This window comes from Paenibacillus sp. BR2-3, assembly GCF_046529485.1.
Taxonomy (GTDB): Bacteria; Bacillota; Bacilli; order Paenibacillales; family Paenibacillaceae; genus Paenibacillus_AQ.
Map to the genome: position 1 here is coordinate 1,307,736 of NZ_CP126311.1, position 23,454 is coordinate 1,331,189.

At 42.1% G+C, this 23,454-nt stretch carries 19 protein-coding genes and 4 pseudogenes; 12 read left to right on the plus strand and 11 right to left on the minus strand.

Translation table 11 applies throughout. The features are described 5' to 3' along the window. Positions 1–54 precede the first annotated feature (54 nt). From PaeBR_RS06270 to PaeBR_RS06300, 7 genes are all read right to left on the minus strand, one after another. Positions 55–1,344: a UDP-glucose dehydrogenase family protein gene (locus PaeBR_RS06270; RefSeq protein ID WP_410514012.1), complete on the minus strand. Its 1,290-nt coding sequence runs from the start codon at positions 1,342–1,344 to the stop codon at positions 55–57. Continuing rightward, positions 1,341–2,330 carry a sugar phosphate nucleotidyltransferase gene (locus tag PaeBR_RS06275; RefSeq protein ID WP_410514013.1) on the minus strand — a complete coding sequence of 330 codons (990 nt, stop codon included), beginning with the start codon at positions 2,328–2,330 and terminating at the stop codon, positions 1,341–1,343. Before PaeBR_RS06275 ends, PaeBR_RS06270 begins: the two co-directional genes overlap by 4 nt. Positions 2,331–2,497: 167 nt before the next feature. Further along, a complete protein-coding gene (locus tag PaeBR_RS06280; RefSeq protein WP_410514014.1) occupies positions 2,498–3,274 on the minus strand; it encodes a hypothetical protein in 777 nt (258 codons plus the stop codon). 42 nt (positions 3,275–3,316) lie between these two features. Continuing rightward, on the minus strand, positions 3,317–4,264 hold the full coding sequence (locus PaeBR_RS06285; protein ID WP_410514015.1) for an SDR family NAD(P)-dependent oxidoreductase: 948 nt from the start codon (positions 4,262–4,264) through the stop codon (positions 3,317–3,319). Positions 4,265–4,309: 45 nt separating this feature from the next. Continuing rightward, positions 4,310–5,083 carry a hypothetical protein gene (locus PaeBR_RS06290; protein WP_410514016.1) on the minus strand — a complete coding sequence of 258 codons (774 nt, stop codon included), beginning with the start codon at positions 5,081–5,083 and terminating at the stop codon, positions 4,310–4,312. A 26-nt stretch (positions 5,084–5,109) separates the two neighbouring features. Then, positions 5,110–6,237, minus strand: coding sequence for a UDP-galactopyranose mutase (gene glf / locus PaeBR_RS06295; protein WP_410514017.1), 1,128 nt, complete (start codon positions 6,235–6,237; stop codon positions 5,110–5,112). A gap of 5 nt (positions 6,238–6,242) precedes the next feature. Next, positions 6,243–7,028, minus strand: coding sequence for a glycosyltransferase family 8 protein (locus tag PaeBR_RS06300; protein WP_410514018.1), 786 nt, complete (start codon positions 7,026–7,028; stop codon positions 6,243–6,245). Positions 7,029–7,288: 260 nt separating this feature from the next. On the opposite strand from PaeBR_RS06300, the gene PaeBR_RS06305 reads away from it, so the two are divergent. Further along, the gene (locus PaeBR_RS06305; protein WP_410514019.1) at positions 7,289–8,446 is read left to right on the plus strand and encodes an enolase C-terminal domain-like protein; all 1,158 of its coding nucleotides are present in this window, start codon (positions 7,289–7,291) and stop codon (positions 8,444–8,446) included. Between the two features lie 89 nt (positions 8,447–8,535). On the opposite strand, the pseudogene PaeBR_RS06310 reads toward PaeBR_RS06305, so the two are convergent. Beyond that, positions 8,536–8,655 (minus strand): annotated as a pseudogene (locus PaeBR_RS06310) (XRE family transcriptional regulator); the annotation flags it as partial. Between the two features lie 125 nt (positions 8,656–8,780). On the opposite strand from PaeBR_RS06310, the pseudogene sigK reads away from it, so the two are divergent. The 4 genes and pseudogenes from sigK to PaeBR_RS06330 all read left to right on the plus strand — a co-directional run. Continuing rightward, positions 8,781–9,294, plus strand: a pseudogene (gene sigK, locus PaeBR_RS06315) (RNA polymerase sporulation sigma factor SigK); the annotation flags it as partial. 165 nt (positions 9,295–9,459) lie between these two features. Next, on the plus strand, positions 9,460–10,671 hold the full coding sequence (locus tag PaeBR_RS06320) for a copper amine oxidase N-terminal domain-containing protein (RefSeq protein ID WP_410514020.1): 1,212 nt from the start codon (positions 9,460–9,462) through the stop codon (positions 10,669–10,671). A gap of 441 nt (positions 10,672–11,112) precedes the next feature. After that, on the plus strand, positions 11,113–11,448 hold the full coding sequence (locus PaeBR_RS06325; protein ID WP_410515092.1) for an RHS repeat-associated core domain-containing protein: 336 nt from the start codon (positions 11,113–11,115) through the stop codon (positions 11,446–11,448). A 99-nt stretch (positions 11,449–11,547) separates the two neighbouring features. Further along, positions 11,548–11,991 (plus strand): annotated as a pseudogene (locus PaeBR_RS06330) (sigma-70 family RNA polymerase sigma factor); the annotation flags it as partial. A 271-nt stretch (positions 11,992–12,262) separates the two neighbouring features. Here PaeBR_RS06330 and PaeBR_RS06335 read toward each other — a convergent pair. Then, positions 12,263–12,502 carry a transposase gene (locus tag PaeBR_RS06335; RefSeq protein ID WP_410515093.1) on the minus strand — a complete coding sequence of 80 codons (240 nt, stop codon included), beginning with the start codon at positions 12,500–12,502 and terminating at the stop codon, positions 12,263–12,265. Positions 12,503–13,117: 615 nt separating this feature from the next. Between PaeBR_RS06335 and PaeBR_RS06340 the strand changes: the two genes are divergently transcribed. From PaeBR_RS06340 to PaeBR_RS06365, 6 genes and pseudogenes are all read left to right on the plus strand, one after another. Next, entirely contained in the window at positions 13,118–13,450 is a 333-nt protein-coding gene (locus PaeBR_RS06340) for a thioesterase II family protein (protein ID WP_410515094.1), read from the plus strand. Between the two features lie 33 nt (positions 13,451–13,483). Beyond that, positions 13,484–15,823, plus strand: coding sequence for an FtsX-like permease family protein (locus PaeBR_RS06345; RefSeq protein WP_410514021.1), 2,340 nt, complete (start codon positions 13,484–13,486; stop codon positions 15,821–15,823). A gap of 11 nt (positions 15,824–15,834) precedes the next feature. Next, positions 15,835–16,602 carry an ABC transporter ATP-binding protein gene (locus PaeBR_RS06350; RefSeq protein ID WP_410514022.1) on the plus strand — a complete coding sequence of 256 codons (768 nt, stop codon included), beginning with the start codon at positions 15,835–15,837 and terminating at the stop codon, positions 16,600–16,602. Between the two features lie 87 nt (positions 16,603–16,689). Beyond that, entirely contained in the window at positions 16,690–17,352 is a 663-nt protein-coding gene (locus PaeBR_RS06355; protein ID WP_410514023.1) for a TetR/AcrR family transcriptional regulator, read from the plus strand. A gap of 7 nt (positions 17,353–17,359) precedes the next feature. Then, positions 17,360–18,661 (plus strand): MFS transporter, encoded by a 1,302-nt coding sequence (locus PaeBR_RS06360; RefSeq protein WP_410514024.1) that lies wholly within the window; start codon positions 17,360–17,362, stop codon positions 18,659–18,661. A 258-nt stretch (positions 18,662–18,919) separates the two neighbouring features. Further along, a pseudogene (locus PaeBR_RS06365) lies at positions 18,920–19,357 on the plus strand (sigma-70 family RNA polymerase sigma factor); the annotation flags it as partial. Positions 19,358–20,009: 652 nt separating this feature from the next. Here the strand turns inward: PaeBR_RS06365 and PaeBR_RS06370 are convergent. Continuing rightward, positions 20,010–20,576 (minus strand): IS630 family transposase, encoded by a 567-nt coding sequence (locus PaeBR_RS06370; protein WP_410515095.1) that lies wholly within the window; start codon positions 20,574–20,576, stop codon positions 20,010–20,012. A 150-nt stretch (positions 20,577–20,726) separates the two neighbouring features. After that, on the minus strand, positions 20,727–21,122 hold the full coding sequence (locus tag PaeBR_RS06375; protein ID WP_410514025.1) for a helix-turn-helix domain-containing protein: 396 nt from the start codon (positions 21,120–21,122) through the stop codon (positions 20,727–20,729). A 357-nt stretch (positions 21,123–21,479) separates the two neighbouring features. Here PaeBR_RS06375 and PaeBR_RS06380 point away from each other — a divergent pair, with 357 nt between their 5' ends. Further along, entirely contained in the window at positions 21,480–23,096 is a 1,617-nt protein-coding gene (locus PaeBR_RS06380) for a hypothetical protein (RefSeq protein WP_410514026.1), read from the plus strand. Positions 23,097–23,454 lie beyond the last annotated feature (358 nt).

Genomic DNA, 23,454 nt, shown 5'->3' on the forward strand with positions numbered 1-23,454 from the left:
ACTGTCATCAAGCCTTTACAGACTTGGGGGCAGTCCCACATCTTGTTATGATCACTAGCATCCGATTCCTTGATAATAAAAGCCAATTGACTTCATTAAAGTGGCTTCAAGCATGTTTCGTCCATCGAACATGTTCGGCTGATTCATGATGTTCTTCATCTGTACCCAATCGATTTGCTGATATATAGCCCATTCCGTACATAGAATCACGGCATCAGCATGTTGAAGTGCATCTTCCGGTGTAGCACTCCATGTAATGGGTTGTTGAAGCAGATAAGGTTCCAATGGGGCTACCGGATCAAATACGCTAACATAGGCTTGTTCACTAAGCAGGCTCTGGATGACACGGCTGGCAGGCGCTTCCCGAATGTCGTCGGTTTCCGGTTTAAAGGCAAGACCCAGAACAGCTATTTTTTTGTGAGCTAGAGTTTCCAGTCTTTCCCGGACTTTATCAAGAAGGTATAAATGTTGTGTCTGATTGACAGATACGACTTTCTCCAGGAGGCTCAGTTCAGTGTCATTTGCTTTGGCTGTTAGAAGCAGCGCGGAAACATCCTTAGGAAAGCAGGATCCTCCATACCCTATTCCGGCCTGAAGGAAGCTTTGTCCGATTCTCGGGTCGAGACCGATTCCTTCTGCAACATCTTTCACATGTACTCCCAATTTATCGCAAAGTCTGGCCATTTCATTGATATATGAAATCTTGGTTGCCAAAAAAGCGTTGGAGGCATATTTGATTAGCTCAGCAGTCCTCGGTGTAGTCACAACGACAGGACAATTGACGGACTGATACAGCGTCAGGATCAGATGGGTTGCTCTCTCATGGTTAGATCCGATAATGATACGATCCGGATTCAGAGCGTCGATCAAAGCTTTTCCTTCCCGTAAAAATTCTGGATTGGATGCCACGTCGAACGGATGTGATTCGATCTGTGCCGACTTGATCCAGGAAGTTACCCGTTCCTGTGTCCCTACGGGAACCGTGCTTTTGTTAATAATCAACTTATATCTGTTCGACGCGTGGCCTATGTCTTCGGCTACCTGCTGTACATAGCTTAAATCGGCGTTGCCGTCAGGGCCGGAAGGTGTCCCTACACAGATAAAAATGATGTCGTTATTGTTAATCGCCTGGTCTTTATCGGTAGTAAATTGTAAGTGCCCCGATTGCATATGTTTCCTTAATAACTCCTCCAATCCAGGCTCGTAGAAATGAAGATTTCCTTGCTTCAACTGATTAATTTTGAGGGAATCTGTGTCCAGCCCTGTTACATTCCAGCCCATTTCGGCAAAGACAAGTGCTGTTGTGGTTCCCACATATCCCGTTCCTATCACCAAAATATTCATTGATCTCCCTCCCTTCCTAACGAATGTAAGCCTGCCATAATGGAACGAAAGCCGATCACTGTGTCTTCTAAATAGTAATTGACGTCTTTCAAATGTACGTCGTTTAGAATAATACAGTTCTTGATTTGGCAGCCTTCAATAGTTGAACCGGCGCTGATGGACACATAGGGGCCGATGACACAGTCTTTAAGAACGCAGTTCTTATCTATAGCTACGGGTGCAATAATCTGACAGTTGTCCAATTTCACAGATTCGTGAATCAACCGGCTTTCCTCCATCTGGCTAAGTGATCGGCGATTGGCTTCAAGCCACCTCTTGATGGTCCCGACATCCATGTTTTGTTTCACTGTCAGGCGATATGTTACTGGATAGCCCTGATCAATAAGCCATTGAATGGCATCCGTGATTTCGTATTCTCCTCTGACGGAAGGTCCTATGGCGGATACCGCCTGAAAAATCGACGATGTGAACGCGTAAGCGCCCATCACAGCAAGATTGGATGTAGGGATACACGGTTTCTCTACCAGTTTGATGATCTGTTGATTGAACACTTCTGCAATCCCATAATCCTGGGGAGTGTCAACTTCGGCCAGCAGCAAGCCGGCATGGCTTCCCTGCTCCAAGAGTTCTTTCAGCTCTGTCAAAGAGTCAATAATCAGATTATCTCCCAGCAATAGCAAAAAAGATTCCTCACCGACAAAGTGTCTCGTCTCCTTGACTGCATCCGAAATCCCTCTCGGCTTGTTTTGATAAATATAAGTAATGGTTGTCCCCCATTGTTCGCCGGTACCGATGTGTTCCCTTATGGCTGATTCCTGTGATGGGTGTATGACAATCCCGATGTCCACAATGTTCTGTTCTATTAATTTCTCAATGCAGGATTGTAACAGCGGAATATTGGCTACAGGGATAAGAGTTTTGGGATACAATCGGGTGATAGGATACAGTCGCGTACCAGCTCCGGCGCAAAGAATAATTCCTTTCATATGGCTCCTCCCCTAACTGAATCAAATTTTCTCTACAAATCATCGTATGAGGGAGAGATAACGTTTGGTTGGACAAATCTTCCTGGTCTTTACTATATTTTCTTTATGTAAATCATAGAGTGACAACAAAAAACAGGCGCGAATCTGAAGATCACGCCTGTTCTTATTTATTGTTCGCTGATCCAATTACGAACGTTAGCGTCTTTTACAGGGTGCACGAACATGATTTTAGGCTGGCTTTTTGCTTGCATGGCATCATATAAGCTGATATGAGGTGCGAACCGCAGGTATTTAACTCTGCCAAGAGGATAAGGGCGGCTTTTGCCTCCGTATTTCATGGCCAGGGTTAGATACAGCATTTCACCCAGAGCGTATACATTTGAATTTTTAAATAGCCTTTCCAGTTGTCTTTTATTAATTCCTTTCAGCATCCGTTTAATAATTCTATGCCGGTACACTTGCATGGGGTTGAACGTTCCATAGAATCCTTTTCGCTTAAAAAATGGCTGCCATTTGCCCCATTCCTGCCACATGGTTACCCCGGGCTTCCAAACCGTCTTTCTGGGGTCCGTCTCATGTCTGATATATTTACCAATGCAATCGTAGCCCGCCATGTTTTTCTCTAAAAATGCTTCGAATCCTGGATTGACGAACATAACATCAAATTCCATGAATACCAGGTACTCATAGTGAACGCTTGATTCTTCCAGCCAGCTCATGACATCGTAGAAAAAACGGCCGGTATTTCTAGGTGGTTGTAAAGGTCTACTGTACGGACAGTACATGACCTTTTCATTTCTGCATACACGTTTACCAAAGTTAGGATCTGTACCACCGTTATATAGAACAATAAGGGCATCTTGCCGCGTATATTTGCGAATATTTCTTATTTGTTGAAAAAGCGCATACTCGTCTTGATGTGCCAAGATAGCAAAACAAATCATAATGGCTCACCTCCTATAAGATTGCTTATCTTGAACGGGGAATCAATGCATCCACTCTACGAACTTGCAGATTCCAGTCTCCAAATCGGTGGAAGGGTTATAACCCAAGAAGTCATGTGCTTTTTGAACATTTGCCCATGTCTGCGGGACATCTCCCGTCTGCAATGGCTGCCATTCTATAATGGCCTGCTTATTCAACGCTGTCTCCAGTAGCTGTACAAGTCTTAACAGGGTGGTAGGGTGATCATTGCCTAAATTAAACGCTTCGTATCCCTTGTGATTCCAATCGATTGCCTTGCGAATTCCTGAGATGATATCGTCGATATAAGTATAATCCCGGCTGGTAGAACCGTCTCCGAACAGAGGAATGGGCTCATCATTCCTGATTTTTGCAGCAAACTTATGAATGGCCAGATCCGGCCTTTGTCTTGGACCATAGACGGTAAAAAAACGCAACGCAGTAACCGGTAATTGGAAGCAATGGCTATAGCTTCTGCATAAGGCTTCTCCCGCTGCTTTTGTGGCCCCGTAGGGAGAAGCGACCTGCAGGAGGGCGTCGTTTTCGGAGAAAGGGACTTTGTCATTTAACCCGTAAACGGAGCTGGAAGAGGCGAAAATAAATCGCGAAACCGCATATTTGACGGAAGCATCAAGGACGTTTATGGTACCCAGCAAATTTACTTCGACGTACATAAGAGGGTCCTCGATAGAAGGGCGCACGCCTGCTTTGGCTGCCAGATGGATGACCACGTCCGGCCTCCAGGTGTTGAATATCCGGTCGATGCTCACCCTGTCCCGTATATCGGCTTCAATCAATTGATAGCCTGGCGATCCAACATGCTCCTTAATGTTATTCTGTTTAATTGTACGGTCATAATAAGAGTCAAAATTATCTATAACCAGGACAGAATGACCGTCCTTCAACAACGAGTCGACCAGATGACTGCCGATAAAACCGGCCCCTCCGGTTACAAGTATTTTGTCCTTCAATGATCCGCTCCCCTTATAAAGTCTTATTGTGCGGCGTGGTGACCTTTACTGTTTAAAAACCCATTTGCGAAGAGAAGCGGCTTTTACCGGATGCACGAATATAATGTTCGGTTTTCTTTTGGCTGCCCGGAGCTCCTTTAATGTGAGAGCAGGTCTAAAGCGCAAATATTCTCTGGTCGATTTCTTGTATGTTGTACACTTTCCGCCAAATCTCTTGCAGAGCGTGATATAGACCATCTCACCGATGCACCGGATGGAAGATGTTTGGAACAGGTACTCAAGCTGTTTGGTATTGATTCCCGCAAGGATTCGCTTAATGATGCCATGACGAAATACAGACATGGGGCTGGACGTTCTATAGAAATGATCTACTCCGAAAAATGGTTTCCAACGCTTCCAGTCCCGCCACATCTCCTGGCCTGGTTCCCATGTGGTCAGCATCGGATTGGACTCTTTTTTCAGTATTTTGACCAAACAATCATAGCCCTTCATTTGATTGCTCAGCAGCCTTCCGAATCCGTAATTCACAAATGCAATGTCATATTCCATGTAAACCAAATATTCGTATTTCACTTTCGTTATCTCAAGCCATTTCATAACGTCATAGAGGAAGCGTCCGCTTGTTCTCTGTTCGAGCGGCTTGCTGTACGGGCAATAGAGCACGTTTTCTTTTTTGCAAATGGCCTTCCCGAAATCAGGATTATTCCCGCCGTTATATAATACAATCAAGGCTTTTTTTGGATTATATTTGCGTATGTTTCGGATTTGTTGAAGAAGCAGATGCTCATTCTCATGGGCTAACAGTGCAAAACAAATCATGGTACTCCTCGCCTCTCCTGATTGATCTAACTCTTCAGCCCGATCTCCGATTTGAACAACGTCAGGGCCCGCGCGACTGCTTGATCCATATTGTAATATCTGTAATCGGCAAGTCGTCCGGCAAAAAGCACTTTATCTTTGATCTTGTCAGCTTCCGCCTGATAGAGTTTATAGAGCTCTCTATTCTCATTGCGGGGAATCGGGTAATAGGGTTCATTAACGCCAGGCTCATACTTCTGAGGATATACATAAGAGATGGTGGTTTTTGAAGAGATCTGACCGGTGAGATGTTTCTGTTCCAGAACACGGGTATAGTCGTATTCAAACGGATAGTTGACGGTGCCCACTTCCTGATGGTATTCCTGATCGAGCGTCTCGAATTCAAATTGCAGGGTCCGGTAAGGAAGCGTGCCGTGTACATAATTAAAATACTCGTCTATCGGTCCTGTGTAGATCATGCGTTTGTATTTAATCTGATTCATCACTTCGCGGTAATCGGTGTTGAGCATAAGCTTGATGTTCGGATGTCCCAGCATCCGGTTGAACATCCGCGTATACCCGTGTTTGGGAAGCCCCTGATATTTATCCTGGAAGTAGCGGTTATCCCTGCTGATTATCACAGGAACCCTGCCGGTCACCGAACGGTCGAGTTGCTCCGGATCCAATTCCCAATGCTTTAGCGTATATTTGTAGAATACGTTCTGATAAATGTAATCGGCCAGAAAACTGAGTTCGCCGCTTGCTGCTTCCCTGAGCTTTAATATGGGAACCTTGACTCCGAAGCCGAAATGCTGGATTAGCAATTCTTCAAGCTTCTCTGCGAAATTTTTGGGGAACAGGACATGAAGTGAATTTAAATTAAAAGGGACCGGAACCATCTTGCCGTCAATGACGGTGCGGACTTCATGGAAGTAAGGACGCCACTGTGTAAACTGTGACAAATAATTCCATACCATATCAGAATTCGTATGAAACGTATGTGAGCCGTATTTGTGGATGAGAATACCATGTTCATCAAAACAATCATAAGAGTTGCCGCCGATATGATCCCGTTTATCTACCACCAATACCTTTTGTCCGAGCTGAGTTGCAATTCGCTCTGCCAGTGTGGCGCCCGTAAACCCCGAACCGATAATTAACCAGTCGACCTTCATTTACTTCACCTTCCTTTGTTCAATAACCACACGGTTTTTCTGCGATATCTCATATACTCATATTTATAGCGGGGATTGCTGTTCCAAGGTTTTTTGCCAGTGGTAAAATGGATGATTGCCGGATTCTTCACCGGCAGCAGATGGGAGCGATGAACCTGGTAGTTCCATCTATGTTTCAGCCGCAGCCATTTATCATGGAGAATAGCATTTAGCGCGTCCTGATCCATCAGCTTGAGCTTTTCCGGGTTATATTTCATGTAATTCAACACTTGACCGGTTATATTCGCTTCTCTCCATTTTTGTACATTGATTACCAGCATTCCCGCATTGAAATATCCGTCTTGCCTTGGAATGGAAAGCTCCATAAACCTGTCGATGTTGCCGGGAATATTAACAGCCGCGACGAAATAATCATCCAGATTCAAATTCCATAATGTAGTGATATCGTCTTTGACAATCATGTCACAGTCCAGGTAAATGGCTTTTTGAATGTCATTGCTCAAAATACGGGGGATTGCGATTCGGTAATAGGTTTCCTTGCTAAGATGAAATCTGAGCTGAACATCTTGAAACATCGACGCGTCAACCTTCACAAATTCAACTTCTGCTTTAGGGTACTTTTTGAGGCAATTGGATAATCTGATTTTATTGTTTTTGGAGATATTTCCATCAATGATATGAACGGTTACTGGATTTAAGGAAGACTTGTTTGTAAATAACGAGGTAAGCATTACGGCCAAAGGCTTCGCATACAGGTTGTTCGTAGCCGTAACGATATGAATTCTGTCCACGTTTCATCCTCCTGCCTTTGTGAGGTTAATTGGCACTTGAATAGTATAATGCACAGGGTACAAATGTGATTGTACGTTTACCCTATAACGGGCGAAAATTTAGAGTACTGTAGGTACCCATTGAATTTTGCGCTGCTCCGGATAATTGTCCGAGTTTCTCTTGGTACAGGGAGCATACAATTTAGGAGGTACTGGCGGTTGGCATGAACCAACAAGGTTAGGGAGGGAAGATCAAGAACACAAAAAGGAGGATGCAACCCATGAGTCTTCTCGGGACAGAGCACGGCTTATGCATTGATCAAATTGAACGAGGATGTTTACGAGGTGAAAGATGGAGAGATATCGGCTGTAATGCGAGAAAAGGCTGGCATGGGAAAGCTGTACCCCTTGATCTTGTGCGAATCACAATAGGCGGTATAACAGGCTTCGGATGGTCAACTCTCTCGAGAACACAGGCACAATCCATGATCGGAACGAAGGTTCAGGACATATTTACATCCGGGATGAGAGTACGACCAAAGTATCACGGGATTGAATACCCGCTGTTAGATTGGTTGGGACATTGGACCGGGAAGCCAGTCTACTCATTGTTCAACCCCACGATGCCAAACATTGCAGAAGACCCGCTCACTGTCCCCTGTTATGATGCCACCATTTATTTTGATGATTTGCATTTGGACGATGATCATGAAGCAGTAACACTCATGCAGGCTAAAGCTTTGGAAGGATGGAAGGCGGGACACCGGGCTTTCAAAATAAAAGTTGGGCGCGGGGCAAGGCACATGCCCTTGCAACAAGGAATAAAGCGGGACATTGTCATTATTAAGGGAATTCGGGAGGCAGTTGGTGTCCAGTCTCAAATTATGATAGATGCGAATAACAGCTACAATCTCAATATCACCAAAGAGGTGCTGGAAGCGACTGCGGAGGTGAATATTACTTTTATCGAAGAACCGTTCTATGAGGATCCCGTCTTATATGAAGATTTAAAGAATTGGATGAGTAAACAAAATCTAAAGGTTATGATTGCAGATGGAGAAGGACTTACCGTTGCCCCGTCCATCGTAGATTGGGCCAAGCAGGGATTGATCGATGTGCTGCAATTCGATATTCGGTTCTATGGATTTAACAAATTGCTCGAAATGGGAGACCAGTTGCTCGGTTCAACTGTAAAGCAAGCGCCCCACAATTATGGCGGACCATACGGGAACTACGCATCTTGCCATGTTGCTCCTGTGTTGGAACGTTTCCTAACGATTGAGTGGGATGAAGTCAGGGTGCCGGGTTTGGAAGCCCATGATTACTTCATTACTGATGGAAGGGTTAAGGTTCCTGCAACCCCCGGATTTGGTCTGCAACTCGACGATAAGTATTTCATGAAGTCCGTGCAAGCAGAAGGATGGTTATTAAAGATTTGATTGATGGAGGTCTGGAAAGCATGACAGGCATTGACCTCATCACAGCAGAGGAACTGGTAGCAGAGATATCTATGATAGGCAATACACTAGATCTGTCCAAAATTCATGTTCTGCCGTTTATGATTGGCCAATTCACTAAGCGCTGCATGCCGAATATCCGTTAGCTGAGACAGTTCGCGCAGGCTTATCGATTGCAAAGTAAATGGGATGAGGAAAGGGGCATCTCATTCCTCCTCGTTCTTTTGGTAGTGAAACACCCAATGGTGGGAGAGTTTATCCCTGGTAGAGATGACGTCGGCATTGACTTTAATGAAGATTTACATCACATCGTGTCCACAACCTCAAAAAATTCGACAACACCGGCGAAGACATGGAGGATTTGATCTCCATAGGAACGATCGGGCTCATTAAGGCGATTGAAAGCTACCGCCCGAACAAAGGGACCAAGCTGGCCACTTTTTGCCGCCCGTTGTATCGAGAATGAGATCCTGATGCATCTCCGTTCACTGAAAAAGACCCGCAAGGACGTGTCGCTACACGATCCCATTGGAACGGACAAAGAGGGTAATGAGATTACTTTAATAGATATTTTAGGCTCGGGGGCCGACGATCTGCTGGTGACAGTGGATCTGAATATTGAGAAGAGCAAAATATACCGCAATCTAGATATTCTGGATGACAGGGAGAAGGAAGTTGTGGTCGGGCGCTTCGGGCTGGATACCGGAGGCGAGGAGCGCACGCAGCGGGAAATCGCTAAGGAGCTGGGCATTAGTCGCAGCTATGTATCACGGATTGAGAAGCGGGCGCTGATGAAGCTGTATCATGAGTTTTATAAGGTGAAGCGATAGATTGGCAAGCGCGGATCCTGTTTAAAACAACAAGGGGATGATCCAAGTAGCCATTTCATGGCTTTGGGTCATCCCCTTTTTTCTTCAACTTTTTTAAGGGGAATACAAAGTTCGACAAAGTATATACTGGTCATGTGGTACTATTCGGTCGAAGGGAGAAGTTCTATGAATAAAAAAGTTTTTATTTTTATGTTGGCCTGCATGCTGTTTTTGGTGATCCCCAAACCAAGCTTCGCCGCAACAGAAAATCCCGACATTTATATTAAGGTCAATGGTGTTACGCTGATCAGTTTAGATTCTATGTACATGGAAAATGGAACGGCTCTGGTCTACTATCGATTTTTCTTCGAGTCTCTCGGAATGACTGTAGACCTGGATCACAGCACAGGAAGAATTCAGGTGTTTGATGGCGGAGAATCAGAGCCGCTCCTTACCCTATGGCTTGACAGCAAGAAGGTATCTTATAAAGGCAAGAATTGGACGCTTCCGGTGCCAGTCCGGCGAATCGGGAATCTGACATATATTCCTGTTCGCTCAATTGGTGAGCTATTAGGGTACCAGGTACAGTTCAATAAAGCCGAGCAAATCATTTGCTTAACGAAAAAAATACCTGGAGAATCGGACAAAATCTCACCTGTACTCGATGCTTTTTTTAAGGAAGGCCAAGTCAATCCGTCACGTGAAATCTTCAGCGACTCGGGCTGGGAGGATTACAGAGGATTTGAACCGGAGATTGGTGTGCCGTTTAATTTCCTCCCCTTGCTGACATCAAGCTTTAAGGTTAACGATATTATTTATCTCAGTGAAAATCATGCCTTTGTAAAGGTATCTTATGCATCTTCATCAGCCGTTTTTAAACGGGAAATCGACTTCACATTCTCTGTCACGAAAAAAAAGCAGGACTGGAAGCTATCCGGGTTCTATATGGGGAATACCCGGCACGAGATGGCCGAAGGTGCTAGAGAAGAAGGCGCTGCGGTCGCTCTGCAGGCTAAAGAGGCTGCTTCGGTTATGGCGGATCTGGAAAAATATAGTCAGGCTTGGAAGGATGATAACGCTGCGGCCATTCTTCAATCGACCTCACCGGTCTATATCAATGAATATGAAGCAGCTACCGGTGTGCGATATGAGAATGCACTGTCCTATCAATCGTCTCTTTATAATAAGAAGAGGGCATCAGAAACCTTTATTCCTTATTTGTCTGATGATCATGCTGTTGTTTATGTGTCTGAACTGCAAACAGATGTGGATGATGACGGTAAGCTGGTGAAGGTTCAAGTTGATACACTGATCCGTATGGACAAAACCGAAGATGGGCGCTGGACCGTACATAGCAAACTTGAACTCGTTGATTTCTGGCTTGCTTTTTCTTTGTAAAAACTCGGCAGGGCGCTGAGGAAGTGCTGTTATACGGCTTTAATAAGCGACTTGTCTGCGGATGAGTTGCTTTTTTGTTTTTGATAAGTTTCTTCTGAGAAATGAGGATTTGAGGAATCACAGACATTGCTATTAAAGGGGCGTTATGAATTCATACAAAAAAGTACATGTTTTGGCATTTGGATAAAGTGTGTTGGTTCATAATGGAGATTGTCGATCTCCCAAAACAAGGAAGCTACCGCCCCTAAATTTGAGCGACAGATATGGCTGTGTTCAAAGAATTTCACGAATCCGTATTACAAGGACATACTAGAAGAGCTCAATTCCAGAGCGCCCTTACTATACTAATCCTTTCGAAACGATAGAGTTCTAGATGTAATTCAGGTCGTGGATACGAATAGGGTCATCGTGAACTCGTATGCGTCTGACTAGTGGGGAGATATCACTCATCAAACGAAGGGCATACAAAATTCCTTCGAATACATCGGAGAGGTATATCATGAGGAAACGGGGCTTTACTATCTATGGGCACGTTATTACGATCCAAGTGAAGAACGTTTTTTGAATGAGGATACGTACGAAGGGCAGATTGATAATCCGCTGATTATTATTAAGGATTTAAGCGTAACGGAAGCAAAATATAAGCAAAGGTTTTCCAATCTCTTAAATCATTACAAATCCCGAAGAATAAAATTTAGTACGTTTCATGTTGCCTTGTTAAATGACGAAAAAGATAAGTGGCAGCTCGGCAGCTCGTTCCTCCAAAGAAGTATATGATGAAGTGGCGGTACCCTACCCTATTTGCCGATTTATCATATGCGTATGAGTGTAAATGAAATCACAGAATTGCCTAATTATTTAACATCGTATCGTGTCCATAACCTCAAGAAGTTTGACAATACCGGCGAGGATATGGAGGATCTGATTTCCATCGGAACCATCGGGCTGATCAAGGCCATTGAGAGCTACCGCCCCAACAAAGGGACGAAGCTGGCCACTTTTGCCGCCCGTTGTATCGAGAATGAAATATTAATGCATCTCCGTTCACTCAAAAAGACCCGGAAGGACGTATCGCTGCACGATCCTATTGGAACGGATAAAGAAGGAAATGAAATCACACTGATAGATATTTTGGGTTCGGGAGCCGACGATCTGCTGATTACCGTGGACCTTAACATTGAGAAGAGTAAAATCTACCGGAACCTTGATATTCTGGATGACCGGGAGAAGGAAGTAGTGGTCGGGCGCTTCGGGTTGGATACAGGAGGCGAGGAGCGAACGCAGAGGGAGATTGCCAAAGAGCTGGGCATCAGCCGAAGCGGTAAAGGTTTGCCCATAGCTTTTTCTGTGAAAAATTGCTGGTTAAGCAGGTTAGGAGCAATCGGCAAATTGTGCTTGGAATCGGTCGTGTTCACGCGGGATTTCTTCGCTACACAAGAGCGAAAACCCAGCTCTCTCATGTATTTTCCAATGGTGCGCTCGCTGACTTGATGGCCCTCACGCTGGAGGAGAATGGTGATTTAGGGCTGCCATAACGACCCTGCACATCTTCTCCACACGAAACTGGGATGATCTTCGACAAACTGAAATCTCAGTTCTTTGGATTGCTGAAGATGTGCCCTGCTTTTTTTACGATAGCCATTTCCTCCGCCATATCGGCCAGTTGTTGTTCCTTCTCCCTCAATTGCCTCTCGAGTTCCCGGACTCTTTCCACACTGGCCACTGGCTCGTCCGGGAACTGCCGGTATTTGCCTAACCACTGATGCAGGGTCTTAGCGGGGATATCCAATTCCTGGGCCAGTTCCGCCACCGTCTTGGTCTGCTCCTGAATTTACTTTACGGTCTGCTTTTTAAATTCGTCCATTGTAGCTTTTTCGCGTTCCACTCATGTGGACACCTCCTCGTTAATCTCATTATCCCTGGGCTTCTAACGGGTGTCCACTATTAAGACTAACAGCATACCAGCTCTAACCAAACGTTCCGTTCAAGACAACGTTACTAACCTCGAATTACAAGCCGCGAAACCAGGAGAAGCACAATGTTCTCTCGCACATTGTGTTCTTATATAAAAACTAGCAGATTCATTATTGCATCGATTTTTATACTCCTAGAAACCATGGATAGCTGTACCTATGCAGGATTGTTTAAAATTACATTCTTATTTTTTTGACAGAGATCCTAAATTATGGTATAGCTACTACATACCTAGTAGAGAGCAATGATAGATCGGTTTGTAGTCGCTTCTCGTAAGGAAGATTGAATGTACTGGAAGAGTAGACTAGCTGGTAAAGATTTAAGGATTAAGAATAGAGCTTGGTGTATCAGAGAGTAATTCTTTTGCGAGGTTATATGATACCCAAACGTATCGGACAATAGAGAAGATCCTCCTAGCAAATAATAGGGGAAATGATAGACAATCGGTATTTAATTTTCCAACGATAAGCTCATTAATCACCTTATTTCTTATGATGGAATTCCGGAGGAACTCATTCATGAGAAAAGCTTGCTAGAATATTTTCTTCCGGTTATTCGTGCCGATTTCAGAGTATTGGAGACATCTTCGAACCTTGATTTTAAACCGTTACATATCCCTGTCTCCTTTTTCTGGGGTGAAAATGACAAAGTAGTCCCCATGGATTCGGTAATCTTGTGGATGAAGTATTTTAGTAATGAAATCAAGTTAATCCCTATTGAAGGCGGGTCCCATATGTTTATTTCCGCTAAAGCAAAGGTTGTTGCAGAACATCTTGGTGATATTTTACTTCGACAGACTGTATAAATTCGAACGATTGAAAGGAGTAATGGTAACCGGATGTTATTAAACATGCTGAAAAAAGATTTCTCCAGAAAAAAGAGTATAACGATTGCATTGTTTATTTTTATTTTGTTATCAGCTTTACTTGTCTCGGCGGGTTCAAGCATGATCATGGAGTTATCCAATTCTTTGAATAACCTATTTACTGCATCGAAAGCTCCGCATTTCGTCCAGATGCATTCCGGAGAACTGAATCAGTCGGAAATTGATAACTGGACTTCTAAAAATGACCTTGTGAAAACTCAGCAGACTGTAGAAATGATCAATATAGACGGATCCAATCTATATTTGGGTAACGATGCGGAGTCAGAGAAGAACAGTATTATGGATCTTGATTTTGTCCGGCAGAACTCTACATTTGATTTGCTGCTTAACCTGGAAAGCCAAGTCATCCAAGTCTCAAAAGGTGAAATTGCTGTACCAATTTACTATAAGCAGCAGAAAAATATGAATATTGGAGACAAAGTCAAAATTACCGCGCAATCCTTTGACATGGAATTCACAGTAGTGGACTTTGTCCGGGACGTCCAGATGAATCCCTCTATTATTCATTCCAAGCGTTTTGTAGTACATAAAAGCGATTTCGAGAGGCTTAAGAGTAATCTCGGTGAAATTGAATACCTGATTGAATTTCAATTAAATGATTTCAGCAAGCTTAGCGAGTTTAGCAATGCGTACCAATCCTCTAACTTACCCAAGAAGGGGCCGGCCGTTGACTACAGTTTGTTCAAGACTTTAAATTCAATTACTGATGGTGTTGTAGCGGCGGTTATTATCTTTGTGAGTATTCTTCTTAATATCATAGCCATCCTCTGTATCAGGTTTACGATTTTGGCAACGATCGAAGAAGATTACAGAGAAATTGGAGTCATGAAGGCGATTGGAATAAGTCAAAGTTATATTAAAAAAATGTACCTGACAAAATACGTTGTTATGGCAGCTTTAGCATCTATAATCGGATTCCTGGCCTCCATATTTCTAAACCGTTTGTTCACCGCTAATATTATGCTTTACATAGGCACAGCGCCGAAGAGTGTTTTACAACACCTGATTTCCTTTATTGCTGTAGTCTTGATTTTTTTAATGGTGGTCTTATTTTGCAGCTTAGTACTCAGAAGGTTCAAAAAGATATCTACAATAGAAGCTTTGCGATCCGGAAATATCGGAGATACACAGGTCAAGACAGGTTCTCTGCCTCTACACAAAAGCAAGTTCTTTAATATTCCTATATTCCTTGGGGTAAAGGATCTCTTTCAACGCTTTAAGATGTTTAGATTATTATTGATCGTTTTCTTAGTCAGTTCATTTATCATCATCATTCCGGTGAATTTCCTGAACACGATTCAGTCCCCGAGTTTCATCTCCTATATGGGGATAGGGCAAAGTGACATACGGATAGATTTGCGTCTGACAGACAATATCGTTGAAAGATATGAGAAAATGAATTCTTATATTAAGAACGATAAAGATGTTGAGAAATTTTCTCCACTGGTAACCAGTCAGTTTAAGATGATAAATAATGATGGTGCTTTAGAGAACATTAGTATCGAAACCGGAGATTTTTCTATTTTCCCCTTAGATTATGTAAATGGGAAAGCTCCGACAAGCGACAATGAAATTGCTCTCTCTTATGCCAACAGCAAAGACATGGAGAAGAATGTGGGCGATCAGCTCCGACTAGTAGTCAACGGAACAGAAAAAAATATGGTTGTTAGCGGTATTTACCAAGACGTGACCAACGGGGGCCGAACAGCCAAAGCACTTATGCCCTTCAATGCCGATGCTGTACTTTGGTACGTAGTAAGTCTAGATGTATCCGATCAAATCGATATCAAGGGGAAAATAGCTGAATATGAAGAAGCATTTTATCCGGCAAAAGTCACCCATCTTCAGGGATATTTAGACCAAACCCTAGGGAATACCATTGATCAGCTCAAATTAATCACAATTCTGGCCATTTTGATTGCTATCTTTGTATCCATCCTAATAACATCCTTGTTCTTAAAAATGTTGGTTGCCAAAGATTACGCTCAAATTGCTATTCTGAAAAGTATTGGTTTTACTCTAAAGGATATCCGGATAAAATATGTAACCATGGCTCTATTGGTACTCAATATCGGGATCATCCTGGGCACTATTGTTTCAAACACGATCGGGCAAAAAATTGTGAGTGTTATCCTTTCCTTCTTTGGCGCTTCACAAATTAAATTCGTTATTGATCCAGTTCAGGCCTACATTCTTTGCCCGCTTGTCTTAATGCTTGTTGTGACGATTACAACATTAATCAGCATCATATCGATAAAAAAATCCAGCATTTCTGAGATGATTGTAGAATAGGGAGGAAATCGATGAATAATATATTAGAGTCAAAGGAACTGAATAAAACATATGTTGTGAATAACAAAACTCAGCATAACATTCTTAAAAATGTGAGCCTGCAAATCAAAAAGGGTGAATTCGTTTCTGTGATGGGTCCCTCAGGTTCAGGAAAGTCAACATTGCTCTACAATATTAGCGGAATGGATAATGTGACTTCAGGAAGTGTTTTCTTTAATGGACATGAAATCTCTGCTCTTTCTGAGAATGAATTGGCTAAATTACGTCTGAATAAAATGGGATTTATTTTTCAGCACATTCATCTGTTAAAGAATCTAAGCATCTTTGACAATATCATCCTGTCGGCATATATAGCGAAGGTCAGCAGTCGGGAAAAAATCAATCAAAGAGCTCTAAGATTAATGAAGCAGACTGGAATTTCCGAGCTTGCCAATAATGATATTACCCAAGCTTCAGGCGGACAGCTTCAGCGGGTAGCTATTTGCAGAGCGCTTATTAATAATCCAGATATTGTGTTTGGTGATGAACCCACAGGTGCCTTAAATTCCAAGTCGGCTACTGAAATCATGGAAATTTTGGCAGATATCAACCACTCGGGAACAACGATTATGATTGTGACTCATGATGTTAAAGTTGCTGCAAAAACAGAACGTATTCTATTCATGCTGGACGGTAATATAATTGCCGAGCAACAGCTGGGGAAATACTCAAAAGAGAAAAATGATATTAAAGCGAGAGAAAACAAACTTTCGAGATGGCTAATGGAAATGGGCTTCTAAAATAATCGAAGGAACAATAATAATCGAAGGAAACTATTTTGACCGTTGTAGACCGGGGGTCGGTCTACAAACGGTGGAGGTATGCTGATGAGGGTTCTAAAAAGGCCGGAAGAACGTAGAAATGAAATCCTGGATGCTGCTGAGCTTCTCTTTGGTACTATGGGCTATTCAAAAACTACAGTAAATGACATTCTGCGAAGGATTGGAATCGCCAAGGGTACCTTTTACTACTATTTTCAATCCAAAGAAGAAGTCATGAACGCAATAGTAATGCGTTTTATGAACATTGGGTTGGCAGCTGCAAAAGCTATCGCTGCCAATCCAAAACTTAATTCCCATGAAAAAATTTATCAAATCATTATGGCGCAAAATCAGGACAGCAATCGAAAGGACCAAATTATTGAACAGCTCCACCGGGTAGATAATGCCGAGATGCATCAGAAAAGCTTAGTTCAAACCATCTTGTTGCTGACTCCAATTCTGGCTGCTGTTGTTGAACAAGGGATAAAGGAGGGGACGTTCAATACACCTGCCCCGAAGGAAGTGGTTGAGTTTTTATTAGTATCTTCTCAATTTTTGCTGGATACAGGTCTATTCCAATGGGAGCCAGTGGAAATCATCAAAAAGGCAAAGGCTTTTGCTTATATTATCGAAACTACGTTAGGGGCAGAGAAGGGGAGCTTCAGCTATATACCCAGAATGTATGAGCAGATGCTGAGAGATCAAATTTCAGCAAGCGAAAGGAAGTGAGAAACAAATGGATGTTGTCAATAATAAATCATTTAAAAAGTTTCTTATTGTGTGGATAGGCCAGATGATATCATCTATCGGGGTTGGCTTGACAGCTTTTTCTCTGGGGGTTTATGCCTTTGAGAAGACACATACTGCCACTAGTGCTGCTCTAATTACTCTATTTTCATTCCTGCCCTCCATTTTATTAAGACCTGTTGGCGGGGTGTTAGCAGATCGATATGATCGGCGAGTTATGATGATTCTTGGAGATCTGGGTTCTGCTTTAGGGCTTGTATTCATTTTGTTTGTAATGTTGACCGGGGATGTTCAGCTCTGGCAAATATATATTGGGGTTACGATCAGCTCTATTTTTGCCGCCTTACAAAGTCCGGCTTACAAAGCTTCGGCTACTGACTTATTAACGGAGGAACAATTTTCAAAGGGAAGCGGTTTGGTACAATTGGCCGAATCAGCCAAATTTCTATTCTCTCCAATCATAGCCGGATTTTTACTCAGTATTACGAAGATTGAGAACATACTAATTATTGATATCTCTACATTTGCGGTTGCTATACTTGCAGTTTTGTTTGTTAAAAAGAATTTGCAGACCGTATCTAAAGAATCTGAAAATCAAAATTTCCTGACGGATTTAAAAGAGGGTTGGAATGCGATTTCGTCTAGTAAGGGGATCTTGCTTCTTGTAACTATTATCTCAATTGTTACTTTTTATCTCGGCTTTTTGCAGACTCTGATCGGACCCATGATACTGTCGTTTTCGGATGCGAGAACACTTGGAACCTTTCAGTCCGTCAGTGCTGTAGGGATGATAATAAGCAGTCTAGTTATCGGCATATTTAGCGTTAGCAAGAAGTATTCCCGCATGCTGGTACTGGGTATGGTTTTCGCCGGATTATCCTTTTCGTTATTGGGACTAACAACCAACCTTTACTTTATAATAGGGGCTGGATTCTTATTCCTATCTGCACTGCCATTCATCAATACCAGTGCTGATGTGTTGGTTCGGCAGAATATTTCTAATGAAAAACAAGGCAGGGTATGGGGCATTATCGGGATACTCTCCCAGCTGGGTTTTGTTGTCGCATACAGTGTAGCGGGTTTCCTGGCAGACCATGTATTTAATCCGCTACTAAACGAAGGGGGACTTCTCGCCCCCACCATTGGAGAAATTATCGGCACAGGTCCCGGTAGAGGGATTGGATTATTATTTATAATTGCCGGGGTTTTGGTGATGATATTGGCTGGTATTACCTCTAGAATTAAATCAATTAAAAATTTGGAGAATAGTTGGCTTACTCAATCTGAGTAATCTGACTTCCAGTGGAGACATTTACGAGTTGAAGGTTGCGAACGCGATCTCAATTATCATCTTCAAATACGGTCAGTTGGATAAAGAGTTTCCTATCACTGGTCTGAATGAACGCTTATAGAATCAGGATTCTTACTTCGTTGACATACTATATCTTAAGTCATATTTATAGCTGGTAGCGATGAGGTAAGGTGTGATTTTTAAATAAGACTCACAAGATTACATCATATCGTGTCCATATCGTCAAGAAATTTGACAACGGTGATCGAAAGCTACCGTCCCAACAAAGGGACGAAGCTGGCCACTTTTGCTGCCCGTTGTATTGAAAATGAAATTCTAATGCATCTCCGTTCACTCAAAAAGACCCGAAAGGACGTGTCGCTGCACGATCCCATTGGAACGGACAAAGAAGGTAATGAGATTACTTTGATAGATATTTTAGGCTCGGGAGCCGACGATCTGCTGCTCACCGTAGACCTTAATATTGAGAAGAGTAAAATCTACCGGAACCTAGATATTCTGGACGACCAGGAGAAGGAAGTTGTGGTTGGACGCTTTGGGCTGGATACCGGCGGGGAAGAGAGGACCCAGCGGGAGATCGCGAAGGAACTTGGGATAAGCCGGAGTTATGTGTCACGGATTGAGAAGAGGGCGCTCATGAAGCTGTATCATGGGTTTTATAAGGCGAAGCGATAAATTTTGAAAGCGACTTGTCCTCGGATGAGTCGCTTTTATTTTAGAATGTGCAGTGTTTAAATTTCTAAAATCATTTCAGCTGGTGTCAATGCAGAGAAAGCCGACTCAACTATCAGTTATTTCTTCTACACCATTGGAAAGAATTTAAAATCTGGTTTCTTCATTAAATGAAAAGCATACAAAATTAGATATATGTAGCACACGATCACCCTAACGGTAGGGTGATTTTCTTTTCCCTCTTTTTTGTTTATTCCAAAAGAAGGAATAGTGTCGTTTGGACTCGAAATTAAAATCGTGCCTTACTAGAGGAGGGGATATTTATGTATCAAAATGTTAGCATCAATTGGGATGTTTTTAATTATAAATTTTCAGGGAATAATCGAAATGCCTTTGAACAATTGGCATATATTTTGTTTTGTCATGAATTCAATAAACCATTCGGCCTCTTTAGATACTTTAATCAAACAGGCATAGAAACAGAAGTAATTCAAGTTGATTCCGATGTTATCGGTTTTCAAGCGAAATACTATGATGCCAATATTAATTTATCTAGTAGAAAGGATGACTTTATTGATACGATAGATAAATCCATACAGAATTATCCTGATATTACGTGCTTACTTTTTTATGTAAATAAGGAACTAGTGCCCCTTCAGAGAACCTTGATCTTGTTTTGCTCTCTTAAAATAATGACCTTGCGTTTGTTTTTGTTCCGCCAACGCAGATACGCTTGAATAGCTAGCCTCAAGTCCTGGTGTTTAGCAAAATCACTGCCTTCGAGTACGAACTTCCGGAGTGGACCAAAATGGCATTCAATTCGGTTGAGCCATGAAGCATACGTTGGGGTGTAGACGAGTTCCACGTTGTGGTCTTCCGCCCAATCTTTGACCTTATGATGCAGATGCGGTGAGAAATTATCAAGAATGATATACAACCGCTCCGAGCGATGGAAGCGACGCCGAAGCACCTGGAAGAAACGGAGAAGATCCTGATGCTTTTTCGTTCGGGAAGCATGTCCGTAAAGTTGGTCTGTTTTCAAATCCAGTGCGGCAAGCAAGTGTTTGACGCCATGAGGACGGTTGTATGTCGCCCGAAGCCGAGTGGGTCTCCGTTTGGGAAACCAGCCTTTGCCCCGATAGGGCTGAAGCGACAGCGGACCAAATTCATCCACACAGATTACACGCCCGTCCGTTGGAGGGTTGTGGTAGAGGTCCTCGATTCGTTTTTTTTAGACTCAAATTCGGGATCGGTTGAAGCTTTCCACGTTTTGGTGTTTTGATACGTGATTTTGGCCTCATTTAAAATGACACGAAGCGTCTCGATGGAAATCGAAGAAACGATTTTCCGTTCTTCCACCGCTTGTTTCAATTTAGAGAGCGACCAATTCGTAAACGGATAGCCAGCCACTTTTGGGGGGGATTTGGGCAAGTTCGATGATCTCGCTCCGCTCTTCTGGAGTGAACGTGGGCGGACGGCCACCGCAGTACTTCGGTTTCAATGAATCCATTCCTTCGTCGTTGAAACGGTGAATCGTATGGCGAATATGCTCGCCGGAGATATGGTAAAGTCGGCTGATTTCCGGCACTTTCATCTTTTGGGCAGAGGCCAAAATGAGCAAAGCTCGGCGCACTTGGACAGGGTCTGCTCCTTTACGGGCAATTCGCAAGAGGCGATTGCCTTCTTCCAAGGTCAAATCACGAACAAATATAGTCATGCTGCTCACCTCGAAATAGTTGGTTTTACGGTATATTACCCTTTTTCCCAACTACGATTTCAGAGAGGGCACTAGAGTAATTTGGAATATTCTCAGAATAACATCACCGCTTACTGAATCTTAGAATTTCTGGCATTATCCTGGCATCATACAATATTCAAAGGCTTCACCTGCACTATTGTAATATATTCAAAAATAAAACTATTTTCCAATTCTGAATTTTATAGTACGCTAATATGCGACAGGTAATATTTACCTTATTCCTAGTAAAATCATTTTAAGGAAAAAGAGGGTGATTATTGAATTGAGCCTTACTTTTACCAATTTAAATAAAATGGAGGTTTTTCTTTGAAAAGGTGTCTTAGTGTTCTTCTGTTGTTGCTTTTTTTTCTGACAGGCATGTTTGGTATGGGAACAACCATTAACGCAATTAATGATAGCGCTACCATTGCTAAAGATCAGCAAATTGAAGAAAGTATATTGGGCAGTCTGCTAAATAAATCAAAAGAACCCATTGAGTTGGTAGATCAGCGGACACAATTCACACGAACTTTTAAAAATTCAGATGATACATACACAACAGTGTCATCAGGTCAGTCTATTAATTATTATAATAATAATAACAAATGGGAGCCGATCGATACTGATATTGTTTTGGATAATACAAAATCTGGATATGATTATGAAGTTTCCAAAAATAATATTAAAACAAAGTTTCCAAAGTCGATCAATAATTCAATACGAATCGGTGATGATGTAAAAACAATTCAGTATAAGGCCATGAGCACGTCTGGTTCTCAAGCAGTCATAACAAATAATAAAATTCAATACACAAATGCATGGAAGAACACTGATCTTATTTATCAGGTTAATAATGATTTCATAAAAATGGAAATACAATTAAAAAATAGTGAGGCTCCGAATAAGTTTCGATTTGAGCTTATTACCCATGGATTGTCTTATCGAGTTAATTCTGATCACAGCATTGATTTTGTTAACAAACAAAATAAAGTCGAGTATACGATACCACCGATGTGGGTTAAAGATTCTTCCAGCAATGACCTGCGTTATGACCTAATTCAAATGGAAATAGAGAAATCTGATTCGAAATCGTATATTTCTATGACTTTAAATGATCAAGGGCTTGTATATCCGCTTGTCATAGATCCGACAACGATTAGTATAAGCGTCTCAGGGAATACGACTTATCCTAACCAAACGAATTTGCTTAACGTAAAACTTCCATTCCCTATTCATAAAAAAGAAATTCAAGAGATTAAATATCTGATTTTTGGAAAGAGAGGGGATTATTATATGACAGGGGCACAATTCTATGCCACTCTGTCTAACTATGAAAATCAAGCGTCTTATAGTCCGAATATACCTCAAGGATATAATATGGTCGACGTAAGTAATGGGTTGACAAAGAAATACGATTCAGCTGGAGCATTGGAGTGCACGATTCCATATTCGGTTATCCAAGATAAAATCCCCAACAATAGTCCAATGGTATACGGAGGTATGGTTTGGTTAGGTTCAACATCTACTAGCTTTTTAAATATGGCCGTTACATACAAAGCGGATAATTCCCAGATAGTATCACATACATTTCCATCTAAAGTTTTTATTGATAACAGCTACACGTTTGATATATCTATAAAAAATACCGGGGAGTTGACTTGGAGCCCAGGGACTGCAGGATATATAGAATATATGTTATTTAATGAAACATTAAACCGTTTTTTTCCTATGTACTATAATAATAGTGTTCCACCCGGGGGAACCGCACTCTTTAAAATAACCCTTACTGCTCCACCTGAAGTAGGAAATATATCATATGTATGGAGAATGGCTTATCAATATACTCCATTTGGAGCTACCTTACAAACGCAAGCTAAAGTTGTGGAAAAAGGAATCAAATACTACTATGACAGTGCTAATCGCCTGACCAATATCGAAAAGGATGGAGACGTTATACGAACTTATGAATACGACAAAAATGGTAATTTAAAGTATATTAGGTAAAACTAAAATCTTTTCCAAGATAAGAAATAAATACTGATTAGCATCAAGAAGTTTGTGTATCAGAAAAAATAGATTCACATGTTGTGGTAATGGTGTTCTTGGGATAAAGACTTCCTTTCTCAATTTTTCACAGTTGCATAGCCCGAGACACAAAAATCCACTGTCAGTAGCGTTCATTGTAATCGATGAGATGGAGATAAACACTCTTCTCCACCACCGCATATCTTTTGATTGAAATTGGGCTTTACGGGCTTTACCATCTCAAACGCAGTGCTAACTACCTCCTCATCTGTAGCTGTCAAATCTTCTTTGGATCTTCAGTTACGGATTCGGTATTTTGAAAACGTTGCACGTATTT

What these genes read in the sequence shown, in the direction of transcription:
- PaeBR_RS06270 (WP_410514012.1), bottom strand. Translation starts at nt 1,344, where the DNA reads ATGAATATTTTGGTGATAGGAACGGGATATGTGGGAACCACAACAGCA.
- PaeBR_RS06275 (WP_410514013.1), bottom strand. Translation starts at nt 2,330, where the DNA reads ATGAAAGGAATTATTCTTTGCGCCGGAGCTGGTACGCGACTGTATCCT.
- PaeBR_RS06280 (WP_410514014.1), bottom strand. Translation starts at nt 3,274, where the DNA reads ATGATTTGTTTTGCTATCTTGGCACATCAAGACGAGTATGCGCTTTTT.
- PaeBR_RS06290 (WP_410514016.1), bottom strand. Translation starts at nt 5,083, where the DNA reads ATGATTTGTTTTGCACTGTTAGCCCATGAGAATGAGCATCTGCTTCTT.
- glf (WP_410514017.1), bottom strand. Translation starts at nt 6,237, where the DNA reads ATGAAGGTCGACTGGTTAATTATCGGTTCGGGGTTTACGGGCGCCACA.
- PaeBR_RS06305 (WP_410514019.1), top strand. Translation starts at nt 7,289, where the DNA reads ATGAGTCTTCTCGGGACAGAGCACGGCTTATGCATTGATCAAATTGAA.
- PaeBR_RS06320 (WP_410514020.1), top strand. Translation starts at nt 9,460, where the DNA reads ATGAATAAAAAAGTTTTTATTTTTATGTTGGCCTGCATGCTGTTTTTG.
- PaeBR_RS06345 (WP_410514021.1), top strand. Translation starts at nt 13,484, where the DNA reads ATGTTATTAAACATGCTGAAAAAAGATTTCTCCAGAAAAAAGAGTATA.
- PaeBR_RS06350 (WP_410514022.1), top strand. Translation starts at nt 15,835, where the DNA reads ATGAATAATATATTAGAGTCAAAGGAACTGAATAAAACATATGTTGTG.
- PaeBR_RS06355 (WP_410514023.1), top strand. Translation starts at nt 16,690, where the DNA reads ATGAGGGTTCTAAAAAGGCCGGAAGAACGTAGAAATGAAATCCTGGAT.
- PaeBR_RS06360 (WP_410514024.1), top strand. Translation starts at nt 17,360, where the DNA reads ATGGATGTTGTCAATAATAAATCATTTAAAAAGTTTCTTATTGTGTGG.
- PaeBR_RS06380 (WP_410514026.1), top strand. Translation starts at nt 21,480, where the DNA reads ATGGGAACAACCATTAACGCAATTAATGATAGCGCTACCATTGCTAAA.